At 66.4% G+C, this 19165-nt stretch carries 16 protein-coding genes and 1 pseudogene; 8 read left to right on the top strand and 9 right to left on the bottom strand.

The window, feature by feature from the left end:
• Window positions 1-23: 23 nt before the first annotated feature.
• Both AB0L58_RS08775 and rfbD read right to left on the bottom strand, forming a co-directional pair.
• Window positions 24-923, bottom strand: coding sequence for a glycosyltransferase family 2 protein (locus AB0L58_RS08775; RefSeq protein ID WP_364383419.1), 900 nt, complete (start codon window positions 921-923; stop codon window positions 24-26).
• Window positions 924-1014: 91 nt separating this feature from the next.
• Window positions 1015-1881 carry a dTDP-4-dehydrorhamnose reductase gene (rfbD, locus tag AB0L58_RS08770; RefSeq protein WP_364383416.1) on the bottom strand — a complete coding sequence of 289 codons (867 nt, stop codon included), beginning with the start codon at window positions 1879-1881 and terminating at the stop codon, window positions 1015-1017.
• A 265-nt stretch (window positions 1882-2146) separates the two neighbouring features.
• On the opposite strand from rfbD, the gene AB0L58_RS08765 reads away from it, so the two are divergent.
• From AB0L58_RS08765 to AB0L58_RS08755, 3 genes are all read left to right on the top strand, one after another.
• Entirely contained in the window at window positions 2147-3598 is a 1452-nt protein-coding gene (locus tag AB0L58_RS08765) for an LCP family protein (RefSeq protein WP_364384490.1), read from the top strand.
• 18 nt (window positions 3599-3616) lie between these two features.
• On the top strand, window positions 3617-4339 hold the full coding sequence (locus AB0L58_RS08760; RefSeq protein ID WP_364383413.1) for a TIGR03089 family protein: 723 nt from the start codon (window positions 3617-3619) through the stop codon (window positions 4337-4339).
• 103 nt (window positions 4340-4442) lie between these two features.
• Window positions 4443-5756 carry a cytochrome P450 gene (locus AB0L58_RS08755; protein WP_364383410.1) on the top strand — a complete coding sequence of 438 codons (1314 nt, stop codon included), beginning with the start codon at window positions 4443-4445 and terminating at the stop codon, window positions 5754-5756.
• Window positions 5757-5765: 9 nt separating this feature from the next.
• Here the strand turns inward: AB0L58_RS08755 and AB0L58_RS08750 are convergent, their stop codons facing one another.
• Window positions 5766-6782: an NAD(P)/FAD-dependent oxidoreductase gene (locus tag AB0L58_RS08750; RefSeq protein WP_364383407.1), complete on the bottom strand. Its 1017-nt coding sequence runs from the start codon at window positions 6780-6782 to the stop codon at window positions 5766-5768.
• A 79-nt stretch (window positions 6783-6861) separates the two neighbouring features.
• Here AB0L58_RS08750 and AB0L58_RS08745 point away from each other — a divergent pair.
• Together AB0L58_RS08745 and bla are read left to right on the top strand one after the other, a co-directional pair.
• Window positions 6862-7428, top strand: a pseudogene (locus AB0L58_RS08745) (XRE family transcriptional regulator); the annotation flags it as partial.
• A gap of 186 nt (window positions 7429-7614) precedes the next feature.
• Window positions 7615-8535: a class A beta-lactamase gene (gene bla, locus AB0L58_RS08740; protein WP_364383404.1), complete on the top strand. Its 921-nt coding sequence runs from the start codon at window positions 7615-7617 to the stop codon at window positions 8533-8535.
• A 69-nt stretch (window positions 8536-8604) separates the two neighbouring features.
• On the opposite strand, the gene AB0L58_RS08735 is transcribed toward bla, so the two are convergent.
• On the bottom strand, window positions 8605-9306 hold the full coding sequence (locus AB0L58_RS08735) for a response regulator (protein WP_364383401.1): 702 nt from the start codon (window positions 9304-9306) through the stop codon (window positions 8605-8607).
• Window positions 9303-10964: a sensor histidine kinase gene (locus AB0L58_RS08730; RefSeq protein WP_364383398.1), complete on the bottom strand. Its 1662-nt coding sequence runs from the start codon at window positions 10962-10964 to the stop codon at window positions 9303-9305. Before AB0L58_RS08730 ends, AB0L58_RS08735 begins: the two co-directional genes overlap by 4 nt.
• Before the next feature lie 130 nt (window positions 10965-11094).
• Between AB0L58_RS08730 and AB0L58_RS08725 the strand changes: the two genes are divergently transcribed.
• Entirely contained in the window at window positions 11095-12483 is a 1389-nt protein-coding gene (locus AB0L58_RS08725) for a cation:dicarboxylase symporter family transporter (protein WP_364383395.1), read from the top strand.
• Between the two features lie 171 nt (window positions 12484-12654).
• Here AB0L58_RS08725 and AB0L58_RS08720 read toward each other — a convergent pair whose 3' ends face one another.
• A complete protein-coding gene (locus AB0L58_RS08720) occupies window positions 12655-13074 on the bottom strand; it encodes a DUF4267 domain-containing protein (protein WP_364383392.1) in 420 nt (139 codons plus the stop codon).
• A gap of 115 nt (window positions 13075-13189) precedes the next feature.
• Here AB0L58_RS08720 and AB0L58_RS08715 point away from each other — a divergent pair, with 115 nt between their 5' ends.
• Together AB0L58_RS08715 and AB0L58_RS08710 are read left to right on the top strand one after the other, a co-directional pair.
• A complete protein-coding gene (locus tag AB0L58_RS08715) occupies window positions 13190-13795 on the top strand; it encodes a TetR/AcrR family transcriptional regulator (protein WP_364383389.1) in 606 nt (201 codons plus the stop codon).
• Between the two features lie 35 nt (window positions 13796-13830).
• Window positions 13831-15291, top strand: coding sequence for an NAD(P)/FAD-dependent oxidoreductase (locus AB0L58_RS08710; protein ID WP_364383387.1), 1461 nt, complete (start codon window positions 13831-13833; stop codon window positions 15289-15291).
• On the opposite strand, the gene AB0L58_RS08705 is transcribed toward AB0L58_RS08710, so the two are convergent.
• The 3 genes from AB0L58_RS08705 to AB0L58_RS08695 all read right to left on the bottom strand — a co-directional run bounded on the left by AB0L58_RS08705 (window position 15292) and on the right by AB0L58_RS08695 (window position 18841).
• The gene (locus AB0L58_RS08705; protein ID WP_364383384.1) at window positions 15292-16227 is read right to left on the bottom strand and encodes a cation diffusion facilitator family transporter; all 936 of its coding nucleotides are present in this window, start codon (window positions 16225-16227) and stop codon (window positions 15292-15294) included.
• A gap of 170 nt (window positions 16228-16397) precedes the next feature.
• Window positions 16398-17618, bottom strand: a complete 1221-nt coding sequence (manA, locus tag AB0L58_RS08700) for a mannose-6-phosphate isomerase, class I (RefSeq protein ID WP_364383381.1) — start codon at window positions 17616-17618, stop codon at window positions 16398-16400.
• Window positions 17618-18841 (bottom strand): tobH protein, encoded by a 1224-nt coding sequence (locus tag AB0L58_RS08695; RefSeq protein WP_364383378.1) that lies wholly within the window; start codon window positions 18839-18841, stop codon window positions 17618-17620. Before AB0L58_RS08695 ends, manA begins: the two co-directional genes overlap by 1 nt.
• Between the last annotated feature and the right edge of the window lie 324 nt (window positions 18842-19165).

Genomic DNA, 19165 nt, shown 5'->3' with positions numbered 1-19165 from the left:
CGTTGCGTGCCGAACTCGTGACGTTAGCTCTGGGCTTCCCGCGCCTGTTGACGCAGCGCAGATCGAACCGCAATTCGGGAACGGATCGCAAGTCCGGCCCGCAACGCCAACCGCAACGGCGCCTGCCACCAGTGCGGATGCCGATCGGCTTGGAAGCGGTAGGCGCTCGCGTGGTGGGCGGGGAGCATCACCTCGGGATGGCGTCCGGCCGCATGGCCCTTGGCGTGGGTGACCTCGGCGTCGGGCACGAAGACGTTGTGCCAACCGGCCTTGCCCATCCGGTCGCCGAAGTCCACATCCTCCATGTACATGAAGTAGCGCGAGTCGAAGCCATCGATCGAATCGAAGGCAGCGCGCCGCACCAGCAGGCATGAACCCGACAGCCAGCCGACGGCCCGCTCGGAGATCTGCTCGTTGTCCTGGCGGTACCGCAGGGTCCACGGATTCGACGGCCATATCGTGCCGAGAATCGCGTGTCCGGCACCGTCGAGCAGGCCGGGCACCGAGCGCGCGGACGGGTAGACGCTGCCGTCGGGCTCGCGCACCATCGGCCCGAGCGCGCCCGCCCGCGGCCAGCGCTTCGCGGCGGCGAGCAGTTTGTCGATGGAATCGGTGCCCCAGCGAATATCCGGATTGGCGATGACGATGAATTCGACGCTCGGATCGATCTCCGCGACCGCGCGGTTGATCGCCCCGCCGTATCCGATATTTCCGCCGGTCCGCAGCAGCCGCACATGCGCGTTCGCCTCCGCGGCCAGCTCCGGCGCACCGTCCACCGACCCGTTGTCGGCCAGGATCACCTGCGGTTTTTCGCTGGTGGCAGCCGCCAGGGTGGTGATGAAGTGGTCGAGGTGTTCGCCGGGTGAATAAGTCACCGTGACGACGACAAGGCCGCCGGGGGCCGGGGATCCGGAATCACTCACGACTGCGCCTCGCTGATGCTCGGTTCCGTCGTGCGCGATTGCACGTTGTGTTGATGGTTCGCTCGCTGTCGCTCCCTCACGGCCATGCAGCCTACTGTGACAACCTCGACAGCGCGTCCCCGAGTGCGACCTTCCACGGCCGCAGTGGCGTCAGTCCGGCATCGGCCCAGGAACGGTTGGACAGCACCGAATATGCCGGGCGCCGTGCGGGTCTCGGAAACGCGGTCGAGTCACACGGGCGCACCCGAGTCGGATCCGCGCCGACTCCGGCGAATATCGCCCGCGCGAATTCGAACCAGCTGACCTGGCCGGAGTTCGTGGCGTGCAGCACCCGCGGCGCATCCGGCCGCCCCGCCAATTCCAGGAGTCCGGCGGCGAGATCGGCGGCGTAGGTTGGTGAGCCGAGTTGGTCGTCGACCACATCGAGGGTGTCGCGTTCGCGTTCCAGCCGCAGCATGGTGGCGACGAAATCGCTTCCGCGCCCGGTGTATACCCACGCCGTGCGGACCACATGTGCGTGCGGCGTGGTTGCCAGCACGGCCTGCTCGCCTGCCGATTTCGATCGGCCGTAGACGGTGGCGGGCTCGGTCGGGTCATCGGTGTCGTACGGCTTGTCGTGGTTGCCCGCGAACACGTAATCGGTCGAAATATGAATCAATCGGGCGTCCACCCTGGCACAGGCGGCCGCGAGTACGGCCGGTCCGCTCGCATTGACCGCGAAGGCGGCTTCGGGATCGGATTCGGCCTGGTCGACGGCGGTGTAAGCGGCGCAGTTCAGCACGACATCACCCGGTGCGAGGGCGGCGCGCACCGCGGCCGCGTCTGTGATGTCCAATTCGTCGCGACCGAAGGCGTGGGCGTCGGGTGCGCGGCGCAACAGTTCGCGTCCCAACTGCCCACCCGCTCCGGTCACGACGAGGCGCGCGGCTACGGTCGATGAGGGCGATATCGCGGTCACGGGCACGAGTCTGGCACGCCGTGGCACCTGCGGTTGAGGTCCGCCGCGGTAGCCGTTGGTTAGCCTTGTGGCAACGAGACGGGGGCTACCGGAGGCGGGGCGGTCGAGTCAGCGACGCGTCGGCTTCGACGAAACCGGCGCTGCGCAGTCGGAACATCTGCTGGGAGCGCTCGGGCAAGCACAGCATGGTCCTTGGCAGGATGCTCGGGTTCGGCGAGAGGATGCAGTGGTGCCGCAGAAGGTGAGGGCGACAGCGTCGTCGCGACTGTCCGGGGCCGGGGGCGGCTTCGGTCCGATTCGTGCGTTCGTCGCGGTCGGAGCGGTGCTGGTCCTGCTCATCACCGGATTCGCCTGGCACAGCGTGGACTCGCTGATCTCGAGTATCGAACGCATCGGCGGCCTCGGCCTCGGCGGTGGCAGCGACGGCGCCGTCGACATCCTGCTGGTCGGTGTGGACAGCCGCACCGATGCGCACGGAAATCCGCTCAGCAGCAACGAGCGCGCCACGTTGCACGCGGGCAACGAGGTCGGCACCAATACTGACACCATCGTGCTGGTTCGCGTGCCGAACGACGGCCGCTCCGCCACCGCCATTTCCATTCCCCGCGATTCCTATGTCGACATTCCGGGCGTCGGCACGGGCAAGATCAACTCGGCCTATGGCTCGACCAAGGAGACCCAGCGGGCCAAGCTGATCAACCAGGGCGTTTCGGAGGCCGACGCGGATAAACAGTCCACCCAGGCGGGGCGGCAGGCGCTGATCAAGACCGTGGCCAATCTCACAGGCATTACCGTCGACCACTACGCCGAGGTCAGTTTGCTCGGCTTCGTGCTGCTGACCGAAGCGGTCGGCGGGGTCGACGTATGCCTGAACAATCCCGTGGACGAATGGATGTCCGGCGCCGACTTCCGGGCGGGTCGCCAGAAGCTCGACGGCCCACAGGCTTTGAGCTTCGTGCGTCAGCGTCACGATCTGCCGCGTGGCGATCTGGACCGGATCGTGCGCCAGCAGGTCTTCATGGCGCAACTGGTCGGCCAGGTGCTCAGCGCCAAGACACTGAGCAATCCGGGCAAGTTGCAGAATCTCAGTGATGCGGTCGGGCGCACCGTCGTACTGGACGACGATTGGGACGTGCTCGCGTTTCTGCGCCAGCTGAAGGATCTTTCGGGCGGTCAGGTCAGTTTCGAGACGATTCCGGTCGCCGATCTCAACGACACGACGAGCGACGGCGAATCGGTCGTGCGGGTGGATCCGAAGGCGGTCAAGTCGTATGTGGCGTCGCTGGTCGAGGGCAAGTCGGCCGATCACGCCGAGCCGACGAACGATCCGACATCGGTGAGCGTCAGCGTGTTCAATGCGAGCGGGATCGGCGGGCTGGCGGGTCAGGTGGCACGGGCGTTGACGGCCAAAGGATTCCAGGAGGGATTGGTCGGCAACTACACCGGGCCGAGCGTCACCAGCAGTCGAGTCCTCGCGATGGATACCGCTGATCCGAAGGCCAAAGCAGTCGCGAAGGCGCTGGGCGGGCTGACGGTCATCGCGGACAGCACGTTGTCCCCGGATTCGGTCAGCGTCGTGCTGGCAAGCGACTATTCTGGTCCGGGCTCGCCCGCGGGCAGCATGTTCGACTTCTCCGGAACGTCGAGCACCGCAACGCCCGTACCGCCGGCCCCACCGATCGACGCAGGCCAGAACGGACCGAAATGCGTGAATTGACCATGCGTGAATTGACCCATGCGTGACCGAGACCATGTGCTGACCCTCACCGAGGCGGTGCTGGATCCGATCCTCGAGCGCGACCCTGCTGGTCCGCGCATCACCTACTACGACGACGCCACCGGCGCTCGGATCGAACTGTCCGGGCTGACGCTGGCGAACTGGGCAGCCAAGACCGCCAATTTGATCCGCGACGAATTCGGACTGAGCCCGGGGGCGCGCATCGCGGTGCTGCTGCCCGCGCACTGGCAGACCGCCGCGGTGCTGTTGGGCTGCTGGTGGGCCGGGACCGAGGTGGTGCTCGGTCCCGACCCGGATGCTGATCTGGCGCTGGCGACCGCCGAGCGGTTGGCCGAGACCGACGGCATTCCAGAGGTCGCCGCGCTCTCGCTGGATGCCTTCGGGATGCCGGTGCGCGATCTGCCGATCGGCATCACCGATTTCGCCACCTCCGTGCGGGTGCACGGCGACCACTTCATGCCGCGCGGAGCCGGGGTGGCGCTGGATGGGATGCCGGTCTCCGAGGTGCTCGCCGAGGCTCGGAAATCCGCTGTGCTACAGGGGTTTTCCGAGGGCGACCGGGTGTTGTCGAGCGCTTCCTGGGATACCCCGGCCGAACTGATCGACGGATTCGTCGCGGTGCTGGTCGCCGGGGCCGCACTGGTGCAGGTGGTCAATCCGGATCCGGCACTGCGCGAGCAGCGCATCGAATCCGAGCGGGTCACCGCGCAGCGCGGCTGAACTCCTACCCTGGTATCGGTCGGCGTCCGACCAGGGGACGTTCCGCCGGCACCGGGGAGTGCGTACGGTGGGATTGTCGCGCAACGATGGGGTTGGTGAGCAGATGAAGCCGCAATATTGGTTCCGGTGGTTATCGGTGCAGGGTGCGCCGCGGTTGGCCCTGCGCGCCCAGGCACGGCGCGGTGATCCGTTCGCCCAGCTGATAGGCGGACCGGACGGTCTTGCCGATCCCTATCCACTGATCGAGCGACTGCGCGGACGGGGACGGCTGCAGCGCACCTCGATCGCGTGGGCGAGCTTCGACTACGATCTTTGTCGAACCGTCCTGCGGGACAACCGATTCGGTGTACGTACCGCCGATACCTTCAATATTCCGAAGCCGGTGCAGTTGCTCGCCAAGCGGCTTCCCACACCGCCGAATCCGGTTGAGCCGCCGTCCATGCTGGTCATCGATCCGCCGGAACATACGCGGATGCGCAAGCGGGTCGCCTCGGCCTTCACTCCGCGCGCGATCGGTCGCTTGCGTGAACGGGTCGAGACGGTCACCGAGGAACTGCTCGGTGCGCTGCCCTCGGGCGGTTCGGCCGATCTGATCGAGTCGTATGCCGCGCAGGTGCCGATCGCCATCATCTCGGAAATGCTCGGCTTCCCGGAAAAGGACCGAAATTTATTCCTGAACTGGGGCGATCAGGCGACGCCGTTACTCGATATCGGGATCTCCTGGCGGGCGTACCGGCGCGCGCTCGGTGCGATGGAAGTGATGAACGACTACCTCGACACCCATATCGCGCGACTGCGTCGCGAACCGGGCGATGACATCCTCAGCAGTCTGGTCACCGCGGGCGAACTCGACGATTTCGCCTTGAAGGCGACCGCGAGCCTGTTGATGGGCGCGGGTTTCGAGACCACGGTCAACCTGATAGGCAATGGTGTCGCCCAGTTGGTCAACCATCCCGAACAATTGGATCGGTTGCGCGCCGAACCCGACCTCTGGCCGAATGCGATCGAAGAGGTGCTGCGCATCGATCCGCCCGTGCAGACGACCGCGCGTATCGCATCGACCGAGTTGGAACTCGAGGGTGTGCCGATGCACAAGGGCAGCACCGTGGTGCTGTCGCTGGCAGGTGCGAACCGTGACCCCGCGGTCTTCGCCGATCCCGATGCGTTCGATGTCGGTCGCTCGAATGCCAAGGAGCACTTGACATTCAGTAGCGGCATCCACGTCTGCCTCGGGGCGAGCCTGGCCCGCATGGAAGGCACTTACGCGCTGCAGTCCTTGTTCGAGCGGTTCCCGAACCTGCAACTCGATGGGACACCACAGCGCCGGCAACTGTTCACGCTGCACGGATACGAGCGGATGCCGGTTCGGCTCGGTCGCCGGGCCAGCAGCCCGGCTCCCGAGCCGACGACAGTCTGAGGGCCATCGCTACATGCCGTGCCGACGGTCTCCCATCAGGGCCGTAGACAGTTGCGCTTCGGTTTCGGCCGAGAACGGTTCGCGGTAGGCGGCAACGGCTCGGCGGGTCTGCTCTGCGACCAAATCGGCGTTGATCTGGGCCGCGGCGGCCGCGCCTGCCGCGGCGGCCGCGCCGACCTGGGCCGTCAGGTCGGTGATATTGCCTGCGGCCCAGACACCGGGCACGTCGGTGCGGCCGGTGGTGTCGGTGGGGATGTATTCGCCGACACCGGCGGGATGTTCGGTCGGCCGCAGTCCGAGTGCCGCGAGGAAGTTCGCGCGGGCGACCATCCGCGAGCCGACCGTCGCGACCTCGCGGGGGACCACGGTGCCGTCGCTCAATCGCACTCCCGCGAGGCGGTCGTCGACGATCTCCAGCGCGGTCACCTCGCCATCCACCATGCGAATACCTCGGGCGTGCAACTCCTCGGACTGTTCGGCGGTCGGTGGCGTGGTGTGCGAGAAGTAGGTGACATCGTCGGAGAGCTGACGGAACAGCAGCGCTTGGTGCACCGCCATCGGGCCGGTCCCGAGTACACCGATGGCCTGGTCACGGACCTCCCAGCCGTGGCAGTACGGGCAGTGGATCACATCGCGGCCCCAACGCTGCCGCAGTCCCGCGATCTCGGGTAGCTCATCGACCAGCCCGGTGGTCACCAATAGCCGGCGAGCTCGCACGGACCGGTCACCCAGCCGCACCACGAACCCGTCGGCATCGCGCACGGCGGCGGTGACCTCCCCGTGCACCACTGTTCCGCCGTAGCCGCGGACCTCGGCCCGACCGCGTTCCAGCAACTCGCCCGGCGGCGTTCCGTCCCTGGCGAGCAGTCCGTGCACGCCCTCGGCCGGGCCATTGCGCGGTTGGCCCGCATCGACCACAACCACCGACCGTCGCATCCGGGCCAGCATCAGCGCGCCGCTCAATCCGGCCGCGCCACCGCCGATCACCACCACGTCATAGCCGTCTTGCAGCTGAACAGTCACCATGACCACCTCCTGTGGACGACCATGCCGGCTGGTAGGTAATACTGGCAAAGTAATTTGCCGATATGGCAAGCTGGCGGTTATGGACGACGATCTCGGCCGAGCCCTCGACGCGGTCGGGCCTCGGTTACGCACGCTGCGCCGTCAGCGCGAAACCACACTGTCCGATCTCTCGACGGAAACCGGTATCTCCGTGAGCACGCTGTCGCGTCTGGAATCCGGTGCCCGCCGCCCAACCCTGGAACTGCTACTGCCGCTGGCCAAGGCACACGGCGTCACCCTCGACGAACTCGTCGACGCCCCACCCACCGGCGATCCGCGCATCCACTTGCGCCCCGTCGACCGCCACGGCATGACCTACTTGCCCCTGACTCGCCGACCAGGCGGCATCCAGGCTTACAAGATCGTCATTCCGCCCGAAGGGCGCCGCAGAGAACCCGACCCGCAGACCCACGAGGGCTACGAATGGCTCTATGTCCTCAACGGACGCCTACGCCTCATCCTCGGCGAACACGACCTCATCCTCCCCCCTGGCGAGGCCGCCGAATTCGACACCCGCGTCCCACACTGGTTCGGCGCCGCCGACGCCGAACCGGTCGAATTCCTCAGCCTTTTCGGCAAACAGGGCGAACGCGCCCACCTCCGCGCAGCCCCCAAAACACCCGTCACTAGGCCGCGCCGCTGTGGCATGCCTCGTGAACCCACTACGCCCGCGGCGGTGGGCTCGATTTTCCGAAGTGCCACTGCGCACGGACAGAACGTCGCGAGGACTCGGTCGACGGCTCCGGACTTTGCGGCGAAGATCGAACAAGTGCTGCGATACGGAAGGTGAGTCATGACTCGTTCTGCCGGAACCGATTCCGGGCGGCGCGCGCTGCTCGGCATTGCGCTGCTGACCACGGTGGTCGCCTGCACGAAGGGGCCCGTTGGCGAGATCGCCGCGGCGTCGGTATCCGATTCGGCGGCGCGACCGGACTCGGCGGCGTACTTCTCCGAACTGGAACGGCGATTCGATGCTCGACTGGGGATCTTCGCCGTCGATACCGGAACCGAAACTACGCTCGCGTATCGGGCGGATGAGCGCTTCGCGTTCTGCTCGACGTTCAAGGCACTTGCCGCGGCCGCGGTGCTGTCGCGAAATCCGCTGTCGTATTTGGATACTCGGGTGTACTTCACGCGCGAAGACATTCGATCCATCTCGCCGATCACCCAGGACCGGGTCGAGTCCGGGATGACAATCGGCGAACTGTGCGACGCGGCGGTCCGCTACAGCGACGGCACTGCGGGCAATCTGCTACTCGACAAGATCGGCGGAACGGCCGGATTCACCGACTACCTACACGGCCTCGGCGACCGGATCGGCCGGATGGACAACTACGAGCCCGAGCTCAATAGCGTTGTCCCGGGCGATGATTCCGACACCACCACGCCCCGTGCGATCGCCGCCGATTTCCGGACGCTGATCCTGGGCTCGGCGCTCCCGGATGACAAGCGGGCACTGCTGACGGATTGGCTCGAGCGCAATGTCACCGGTGCGAAACGCATCAAATCCGCCACCCCCGAACGCTGGACCGTCGCCAACAAGACCGGCACCGGCAACTACGGTCGCGCCAACGACATCGCCATCGTGACCCCACCCGGGCGCCCGCCGCTACTGCTGGCGATCATGTCGGACCGTCCAAGCGGCTATGACGCCCAACCCAGCGAAGACCTGATAGCCGAGGCGGCCCGACATATCTTCACCGCCCTGAACTGATTGTCCGCCGAACGCGGCACCGGTGCCGGAGTGACCAAAAGTGTGCACATCCGTGCCCGCAGTGTCAGATCACTCCGGGCGCGGCTTCCAGAAGTAACGGGTTTTGGGGCGGCCCGCGCGGCCGTAGTCGGATTTGCGGTCGACAAGGCCGTCCTCGGCGAGTTTCTCCAGGTAGCGCCATGCCGTAATGCGTGAAACACCGACCTTGCTTGCTGCGTCGGCGGCGGTCAGTCCGCCGGGGGCGTCGCGGACTGTGCGGGAGATTTCGTCCAATGTCTGGGGTGCAACACCTTTGGGGGCGGTGGCGCGTTGGTCGGAGGTGCGTAGGGCGCTGAGGGCGCGGTCGATGTCGTGTTGGGAGATGGCTGTTTCGCCCGCGGGCAGGGCGGTGCGGAATTCACGGTAGCGTTCGAGTTTGTCGCGGAAAGCGGCGAAGGTGAACGGTTTCAGGAGATATAGGACGACACCGTAGGAGACCGCGGTGCGCACCATGGCCAGGTCGCGGGCCGAGGTGATGGCGATGACATCGGGGCGGGGCGCGAGGCCGGTCAGGGCGGCGGCCACGTCAAGGCCGCTGGCATCGGGCAGTCCGATATCCATGAGTACCAGGTCGATCGGCGCACTCTCGGCGGCAGCATCGGCGGCGGCGCGCATGGCCTCGCGGCCGGTGTGCGCGACCGCGACTGCGGTGAACCCCGGAATCCGTTCGACGTAGGCACGGTGCGCCTCGGCGATCAAGGGCTCGTCCTCGACGATCAACACTCGGATCATCGTGCATCCTTTCGGGGGATCGTCACGGTCACGGCACTTTCCGGATCTCGTTCGGTGCCGATCACGCCGCCGTGGCGGTCGACCAGTCGATGGACCAGCGCCAGCCCGAGGCCATGATGGTCGGCCTTGGTGGAGTAGCCGCGCTCGGCGGCGCGGGCGAAGGTTTCGGCCGACATTCCGGGTCCGCTGTCGGCGACGCGGACCTGCAGTGCCGAACCGTTCGCCGAGCGCACCGAATCGAATGCCGCGGCCGATTCGACGGCGAGCGCCGGATCGGCTGCCAGCGCCGGATCGACCGACGAATCCTGTTGACGCACTGTCACTTCCACCCAGCCGACGGCACCGTCGGCGGCCGCGTCGATGGCGTTGTCGATCAGATTGCCGACCAGCGTAACGGTCTCCTGCGCCGATAGCGGCGCGGTGGAATCGAGCGCCGTATCCTCGGTGATCGTCAGCTCGATGCCGCGCTCGGCCGCCTGGTTCACTTTACCGAGCAGCAGTGCCGCCAGCGCCGGATCGCCGACCGAGGTGAGCAGCCGATCGATAAGGGCTTGGGACAGTTGCAGTTCCGCGGTCGCGAATTCCACCGCCTCCCGATAGCGTCCCAACTCCACCATGGTGATCACGGTGTGCAGCCGGTTGGCCGATTCGTGCGCCTGCGCCCGCAACGATTCCGCGAAACCGCGCACCGAATCGAGTTCGCCCATCACGGTGCGCAATTCGGTGTGGTCACGAATGGTGATCACGGTGCCGATCGGCCGCCGCTCCCAGGTGACCACATCCTGATTGACCAGCAGGATCCGATCCTTGGTCACATGCATCTCGTCGCGAACCACCCCCCAACTCATCCGCTGCATCGAGATCGGCAGATCCGAACGCACGACGGGCCCATCGGGCAGATCGAGCAACCTGCGCGCCTCGTCGTTGACCACCTCCGCACCCACACCGTTCGGCCCGAACACAACCAGCCCCTCGTGGATCGAATGCAATACCGCATCGTGCTGTTCGTACAGTGTGCGCAGCTCATCGGGCGCGAGACCGTGCGTCTGCCGGCGAATCCGGCGACTCAGCAGGAACGACCCGGCCGCCGCGACCGCCAGGCCCGCCGCGGCCACGCCGAGAATCAACGGCAATTGCGTACCGACCTGATCGCCGATTCGCGCCCTGGTCACACCCGCCGACACCAATGCGATGATGTGCCCGTCGTCGTAGACCGGTGTGACCGCCCGAATGGAGGGACCGAGCGTTCCGGTATACGTCTCGGTGAACGTCTCCCCGGCGAGCGCCCGATCGATATTGCCGCTGAACGGTTGGCCGATGAGCGCGGGCGTGGTGTGGGTGTAGCGGGTCCGATCCGGCGCCATTACCACGATGAAGTCCATCCCGGTGGCCTTGCGGGTCTGTTCGGTGACCGGTTGCAAGAGGGCGGTGGGGTCGGGAGTGCGCAGGGCCGCGACGGTCGACGGCGCGTCCGCCACCGTCACCGCGACAGCGGTGACCTCGCGTGTGGTGGTGACATCGCTGTCATGCCTGGCATCCAGCACCGCGAGCACCGCCCCGATTCCGATGACCAGCCCGAGCACCACGAGCTGGAGCACGAAGACCTGACCGGCCAGCGATAGCCGACCGCGTCCCCCGTGTTTCTCACCGCGCAACACTTTCTTTCCCTCGAGCCATTGAACGTAATGCACCAAAGCGTGACCGCCGTCACCCTCAGCCGCCAACATTGTGCACGTGAGGGCGTGAGCCACCTCACGCCGGTACCACTTGAAGGGGACTTCACCCACCATGAGCGATAGCAGCGACCGAACAATCGACCTCGCCGATACACCACAGCGACAGGTGTCACGCGACCGTACCCACTGGCTGTATCTGGCCGTTATCGTCGCTGTCATCGCGGGAATTCTGGTCGGCTGGCTGGCACCCGAGTTCGGTCAGGACGTCGGCCCGCTCGGCACCATGTTCGTCAATCTGATCAAGATGATGATCGCGCCGGTCATCTTCTGCACGATTGTGCTCGGTATCGGCTCGGTGCGCTCGGCCGCCAGTGTCGGCAAGGTCGGCGGGCTCGCACTCGGCTACTTCCTGGTCATGTCGACGGTCGCGCTCGGCATCGGTCTGGTCGTCGGCAATCTGCTCGAGCCGGGGTCGGGCATGAATATCGCCAAGACCGCCAAGCAGGGCGCGAAGCTGGCCGATCAGGCGCATGCCGCCGGCGGCACCTGGGACTTCATCCAGAGCATCATTCCGACCACGCTGGTGTCCTCGCTGACGACCGGCAGTGTGCTGCAGGCACTGTTCGTCGCGCTCCTCGTCGGATTCGCGCTGCAGGCCATGGGTAGGACGGGTGAGCCGATCCTGCGCGGTGTCGCATCGCTGCAGAAGCTGGTGTTCCGGGTGCTGTCGATGATCCTGTGGCTGGCCCCGATCGGTGCGTTCGGCGCGATCGCGAATGTGGTCGGCAAGACCGGACTCGATGCGGTCAAGCAGCTCGCACTGCTGATGGTCGCGTTCTACCTGACCTGTCTGGTTTTCATCTTCGGTGTGCTCGGTGTGCTGCTGTGGGCGGTATCCCGGGTGTCGGTGTTCAAGCTGGTCCGCTACCTGGCTCGGGAGTATCTGCTGATCGTCGGCACCTCCTCCTCGGAGTCCGCACTGCCGCGACTGATCGCCAAGATGGAGCATCTCGGCGTCGAACGCACCACCGTCGGTGTTGTTGTGCCTACCGGATATTCGTTCAACCTGGACGGCACCGCCATCTACCTGACCATGGCGTCGCTGTTCATCGCCGACGCGATGGGCAAACCGCTCAATATCGGGGAACAGGTCGGCCTGCTGTTGTTCATGATCGTCGCGTCCAAGGGGGCGGCCGGTGTTACCGGCGCGGGTCTGGCAACGCTGGCGGGCGGATTGCAGAGCCATCGTCCCGAACTGCTCGACGGCGTCGGCCTCATCGTCGGCATCGACCGCTTCATGTCGGAAGCCCGTGCGCTGACCAATTTCTCGGGCAATGCCATCGCCACGGTACTGGTCGGCACCTGGACCAAGACCGTCGATGTGGACCGGGTCCGCTCGGTCCTCGATCGCGAACTGCCCTTCGACGAGCGGACCATGGTCGACGACGACCACGGCCCGCGGTCGCAGCAGGACGACGCCAAGGATCTGGTTCCGGCCTAGCTGTAGCTCCCCGGATATTTTGCCGGTCGTCGGGCGCGTCGATCGTTTCGTCGCGGGCCGGCGGCCGGCATCTGGGCTAAGTCTTGGGCGTACCCGACGAGTTACCCATGTACTAATGGAATCAGTGGCGGCGCGAACGATATCCGTTGTCGGCCAGCCGGATCCAAGTGATCAGGCGTTGACGGCGGCGCGCTCCTGGCGGTCGGCGACACTCCGCTCGCGGATCAGCAGGACACCGGTCAGGATGACCAACGCGGCGGTCAGCCCGTGGATGCCGAACGCCGCTGCGGTGGACCCACCCCAGCTGAGCACGGTGAGCATGTCGCCGATCGGGACCAGTGCGATGACCAGGTTGGCAATGCCGAGGGCATAACGCTGCTCGGTGGCGAGCAGTACCAGGATGAGAAGTCCGGAGGCGGTATCGCGGACACCCTTGAGATTCATGAACGCGACTGCATCACCGGTCGGCCATTCCGGCAGGCCGAATCCGGTGGCGATGGTTTCCGGAGTGACCAGGTAGCTGATACCGATGTAGAGGATGAAGGCGGCGCCGATGAGGGAAAGGACGGTGGCGATGCGCGAGATGGTCATGGTGTGCTCCTCGGTGCGGTGCTCGAACCGCTGCTCTATTTTCTAGCGTTGCTAGGTATGTGAGCAACAATAACGGAGCCTTGTTAGGTTGTCTAGCGCTGCTAGAATTTTCCCTATGACGACCCAGAACCGCAAAGAACGCGAACGCGCCGAACGGCACCAGCGCATCATCGACACCGCACGCGAGCTCGCCGAAACCTCGGGCTGGGAGGCGGTGACCGTGCGCCGCCTCGCCGAGAAGATCGAATACAGCCAGCCGGTGCTCTACAGCCACTTCGCCGGCAAGACGGCGATCGTCACGGCCGTCGCCGAAGAAGGCATCGTCGATCTCACCGCACAGCTGCGCGAGCGGCGCGCCCACGCGAGGACTCCGCTCGAGGCGCTCGAGGCCATGGTGCGCGGCTACCTGGACTTCGCGACCGAGAATCCGGCCCGCTACGACGCGATGTTCGTCCTCAAGACCGAACTCACCTTCGGCAACGACGCACCACAGGCGCTGCGCGACGCATTCGTCGAGATCCAGAGCGCGTACGCACCGTTCGCGGGCGATTTCGATTTACAGGCGGGCACCGAGGTGGTCTGGAGCACCCTGCACGGGATCGCCACCCTGGATCGCAGCGGTCGCCTGGTCGACGATCTGCGTGAGGAGCGCATCCGGGTGCTGCTCAGCCAATGGACACGTCAAGGGAGTGGCGAGGTGATCGACACCTCGCGCGGCTGACGGCACAGCCCGGTGCGGCCGGGCAGAATCGAGGTATGTCCGATGTCGTCGTGGTCGGTTCCGGTCCCAACGGTCTTGCCGCGGCGGTGATTCTGGCCCGCGCCGGCCTCACCGTCGAGGTGCACGAGGCGCAGGCCACTGCGGGCGGTGGGAGCCGCACCGCCGAGTCGACGCTGCCTGGATATCGGCACGATTGCTGCGCCGGTGCGCATCCGATGGCATTGGCGTCGCCGTTCTTTCGCGCGTTCGATCTGGCCGCACACGGTGTCGAACTGCTCGCACCCGAGGTGTCCTACGCGCATCCGCTCGACGGCGGTACGGCCGGTGTGGCTTGGCGTGATCTGGACCGCACCGCCGTGGGTCTCGGCCGCGACGGCGCCGCATGGCGTGCGCTCTTCGAGCCGATGGTCCGGCATTGGCGGCAGGTCGTGGATTTCGCGATGTCAGATCTGCGCCGCCCGCCCGCCGACCTACTGATCGGACTGCGCTTCGGTCTGCGGGTGCTCGAGCAGGGCTCACCCCTGTGGAACCTGCGATTTCGCGAACAGGTGGCACCGGCATTGCTGACCGGCGTTGCCACCCACGCGATCACACCGCCGCGTGCCATCCCCGCAGCTGGCGCGGGCATGCTGCTCGCGACACTCGCGCACGCCGGCGGCTGGGTGCTGCCACGCGGCGGGAGTCAGGCCATTCCGGATGCGCTGATCACCGAACTCGAACGTCTCGGCGGCAAGCTCGTCACCGGACATCGCGTCGACTCGCTCGACGAATTCGGTGGCGCGCATGCGATTGTGCTGGATACCGCACCCGCCGAACTGCTGCGCATGGCGGGGAACCGGCTGCCGGATCATTACGCAAAGGGGTTGCGCCGCTTCCACTACGGCGGCGCGGCCTGCAAGGTCGACTTCGCGCTGTCCGGGCCGGTGCCGTGGCAGGCGCCGGGGTGTGAACTCGCCGGAACACTGCATCTTGTCGGTACCCGTGCTGAGGCGATGGCCGTCGAAAAGACCGTCGCCGCAGGGCGACATGCGGATCGTCCGTATGTTCTCGCCATCCAGCCGGGCGTAGTCGATCCGACGCGGGCACCGGCGGGCGGTCATACGCTCTATACCTACGGCCATGTCCCGAACGGTTCCACCCGCGATATCAGCGCCGCCGTCATCGCCCAGGTGGAACGCTTCGCGCCGGGCTTCACCGACTTGATTCTGGCCAAGAATGTCGTCACCGGCGCCGAAATGCCAACGCACAATGCCAACTACATCGGCGGCGATATCTCTGCGGGCGCGATGACCCTGCGCCAGTTCGCCTTCCGCCCGGTCCCGCGCTGGAATCCTTACGCCACCCCACTGCCCGGCGTTTACCTCTGCTCCGCGTCGACCCCACCGGGTCCGGGTGTGCACGGCATGGCGGGCATGCACGCCGCGCGGCATGTGCTGCGCACGGAATTCGGAATCCACACCGACCCGAGAGATCTGCTGCGCGCGTCGAATCCCTGATCAGGGCATCGCGGAATCAGCCTGCGGCGTCCGGTACAGGTCGGGTTCCAGATACATCACCCGCGCCGCGGGCACGGCCGCCCGCACCCTGGCCTCCGCATCATCGATGGCCGTGGCGATTTCGGCGATATCCAGATCGGGCACGATCGAGATCTTGGCCGCGACCAGGATCTCCTCCGGCCCGAGATACTGCGTCTTGAGGTGGATCACCCGGTCGATGCGCTTGCCGTCGACCAGGTTGGCGCGGATCGCCTTGTCCTCCTCCGGCGTCGCACCCTCACCGATGAGCAGGCTCTGCATCTCCACGATCAGGATCAGCGCGATAACGCCGAGCAGGGCGCCGATGGCCAGGGTGCCGATACCATCCCAGACCGGATCATCGGTAAGCATGGTCAGCCCGACCGCCGCGAAAGCGAAGACCAGACCGACCAGCGCGCCGGTATCCTCCAACAGCACCACCGGCAGTTCCGGACTGCGCGAATTGCGGATGAACCGCCACCAGCTCGAATTGCCCTTGAGTGGGATGGATTCCCGCATCGCGGTGGTGAAGCTGTAACCCTCCAGGCAGATCGCGATGAACAGGATGACGATCGCGACGATCGGATTGCTCAGCTCTTCCGGATGCTCGATCTTGTGGATGCCCTCGTAGATGGCATAGATCGAGCCCAGCGTGAACAGCACCAGCGCCACGATGAACGAATAGAAGTAGCGATTGCGCCCGTACCCGAACGGGTGCAGTTCATCGGCGTCCTGTGCGGCCCGGCGCTGACCGAGCAGCAGCAGCCCCTGGTTGGCGGTGTCCGCGACCGAGTGCACCGCCTCGGCCAGCATTGATCCCGAACCGGTGATGAACGCGCCGACGAACTTCGCCGCCGCGATCCCCGCATTCGCCGACAATGCGGCGAGAATCGCCTTCTTGCCACCACCAGCCGACATCTAGTCAGATCCTCCTGTGTTCGATTTGCCGCGCCTGCGGCGCGGCGTGTGCTCTGTCTTCGGCCGCGCGGGCGCGAACTCCTCGCTCGTAAGACTCGCTCTGTTGTGGCCCTGTCAGGAGGCCGTCGAACGAACAGCCTAAGGCAGCGCGAGCAGACTGGGCGGACAGGTCAATTCCCGCCACCGACGGACGCGCAGAACAACTGGGCGTCACCGTCGACAGCCTGGGCGCGAATCTCGGTGTCGGTCGCCGATATCCATGCCGCCGCACCGCGTTCCAGTACCAGCTCGCTCACCCCTTGCAACAGCCGCACGGTCCCCGCCGTGCACAGCACGATTCCCGGCCCCGCGGAGGTCAGCGGAACCTGCCCGGATCCGGCGGTCAGGTCGAACCGCCGCAGCGCGAACTCCGGCGCGGGCGTCCGATAACGCACCGACCCGTCGCCCGCAGGTTCCGGCAGCACCACCGGCAGATCGATCGGCTCGAAATCCAACACCCGCAGCAACTCCGGCACATCGACATGCTTGGGCGTGAGACCGCCGCGCAGCACATTGTCGGAATTGGCCATGATCTCGACACCCAGCCCGCGCAGATAGGCGTGCAGATTGCCCGCCGCCAGGAACAGACCCTGTCCCGGTTCCAGCGTCAACCGATTGAGCAGCAGCGCGGCCAGTACACCGGCATCGCCCGGATATGCCTCGGCGAGTTCGAGAGCGGTGCGCGCCTCGGCGGTGAATTCCCGAGTGCCCTTCACCGAGAGATAGCGCACGCACCCGTCGAGCACCTGGGGCAGCAGTGTGCCGAGGACATTCTGCGGCAGTGTGATCCAGGTCGTGAACAGCGTCCGCAGTCCGGCCGAATCGGGTTGGGCGGCAAGCAGATCCGCATATGAGCGCAGTCCCGGCACATCCAGTGCGCGCAGCAGCTCGACCGTACGCCGTGGCTCCCGGAATCCGGCCAGCGCCTCGAAGCGGTCCAGTGCCACAACCAGTTCCGGCTTGTGGTTCTCGTCGCGATAGTTGCGCATCGGCGAATCCAGCGGCACCCGCGCGAGGTTCTCCCGCTCGAATCCGGCCCGCGCCTGCGCCGAACTCGGATGCGCCTGCAGCGATAGCGGTTCCTCGGCGGCCAGGATCTTCAACAGGAACGGTAGCCGCCCATCGAATTCCGTTGCGGCGGTACCGAGTTCGCGCTCCGGGTCATCGGCGACCAATTCCAGCAGTGAGCGGGTGCTGTTCTCCAAGCGGACGTACGCCGGATCGGCGGGATGTGCGCCGAACCACAGCTCCGCCTCGGGATGCGCGGAAGGGACCGGTCGGCCGCACAACTGAGCGAGTGCGGTGCGTGAACCCCAGGCATAGGAACGCAGCGCACCAACAAGTTCGTGCACTAGTAGTGTCCCCCGTCGAGCTGTTCCGTGGACTGTGTCGCACTGCTACGCGAGCCGATCAATCGCAGATAGGCGGCGGCCATCTCCAACCGCAGCGCGAGCACCGCGAGTTGTTCGAGCTCGCTGGCATGGGCGATGGTGCCGGGCATCGGCGCGCCCGAATCATCCACTCGGGCGGGTGCGGGCGCGGCGGGATCGGTGAGCGAGGTGTGCAGCAGTTCGACATCCGCGCTCACCAGATCGGCGTCGACCAGACCCGATCCGGCGCTGCCGAAGACGGCGAGGCGGCGGCGCGCCGCAGCCTGATCCAGATCCGCGCTGAGCACGAATACTCGGATGCGCTCCACCGGTGCCGGTCCGTCGAGTTCCTCGTCGTGGAACAGCGGATCGAAGTTCGGCGCGGATTCGCCTGCGGCCTCGACCATTCGAGGGTTGGCGGCAACGGCCTCGGCAAGATCCACCGCGGTGGCCACCTTGCCCGCCGACTGCAGAAGCACCTCGGCGCCGTGCTCGGCGAGCTCGCTGGCGGCGGGGGAGTCCCCGGCCAGCACGATGGCGCGCTGCTGCATGCGCGCGGCAAGCGTCTTGGCCGGATTGTGGAATACCTCATTGTGCGGGCCATCGCGCAATGCCTCGGCATCGAGTACATCGGCCAGTTCGGTCAGATCGGGGACGACCGCACCGGAGCGGTTCGGATCGACGATGCGCAGCACCGCGATGCAGGCCGCGAGGAAACGCAGCAGCCGATTGTGGTCCAGAACCGGAATTCGCGGCTCCAGCAGTGATGTTCGCCCGGCCGCGGCGGCCCGCAGCGGACCTTCGTGTGGAGCCGCGACCACAACTTCGGCGCCCCGGCGCTGCGCCCGGTCGACCGCATCGATCAGCCGGGGATCGCCTGCGTCGTCACCCGCGACGAGCACCACGTCCAGCGGGCCGACCCACGGCGGGAGGGCAGCGACCGGAACCACGGGTAGGCCCGCACGGTCGCCGAGTGCGGCGACGATCAGACTCGCGGCGCGCGCGGCCCGGCCCGCGCCGGAGACCAACACCACGCTGCGTGGTCGCAGATCCGTGAGGCGCGCGAGCGCGTCCTCACCGACCGCTGCCGCGGTGGCGCGTACCTGCGCGCCACCGGATGCCGCGGAGCGCAGGGCGCCGCCGACATCGGCCGCCTCGAGCGAAGCGGCATCGTCGAGGTCGAGCACCGGTGTTCCAGCGATCATCGGGCGTCCCACCTCCCCTCATCGCGCTGTGTGCGGTCCCGCCCTGCTCCCACCTGGGCTGTCGATTCGGAGCGATCGACACGGGTGCCCAGGTCGGGCGAATCCAACGTCTGTAATTCCACTATCCCAGTCAGGAGCGGACGATGCTCAGAATCTCGGTATCGGGCTGAGCCGTCTGCTTCCTCCGTCGCCGAATCGTGGATGTGCGATTCCATCCGCCCTGGTTTCACTATCCCAGTCAGGAGCGGACGATGCTCAGAATCTCGGTATCGGGCTGAGCCGTCTGCTTCCTCCGTCGCCGAATCGTGGATGTGCGATTCCATC

Origin of the sequence: Nocardia sp. NPDC052112, from assembly GCF_040680135.1 — a bacterium.
GTDB lineage: Bacteria > Actinomycetota > Actinomycetes > Mycobacteriales > Mycobacteriaceae > Nocardia.
This window is presented reverse-complemented; position numbering and strand designations above follow the sequence as displayed.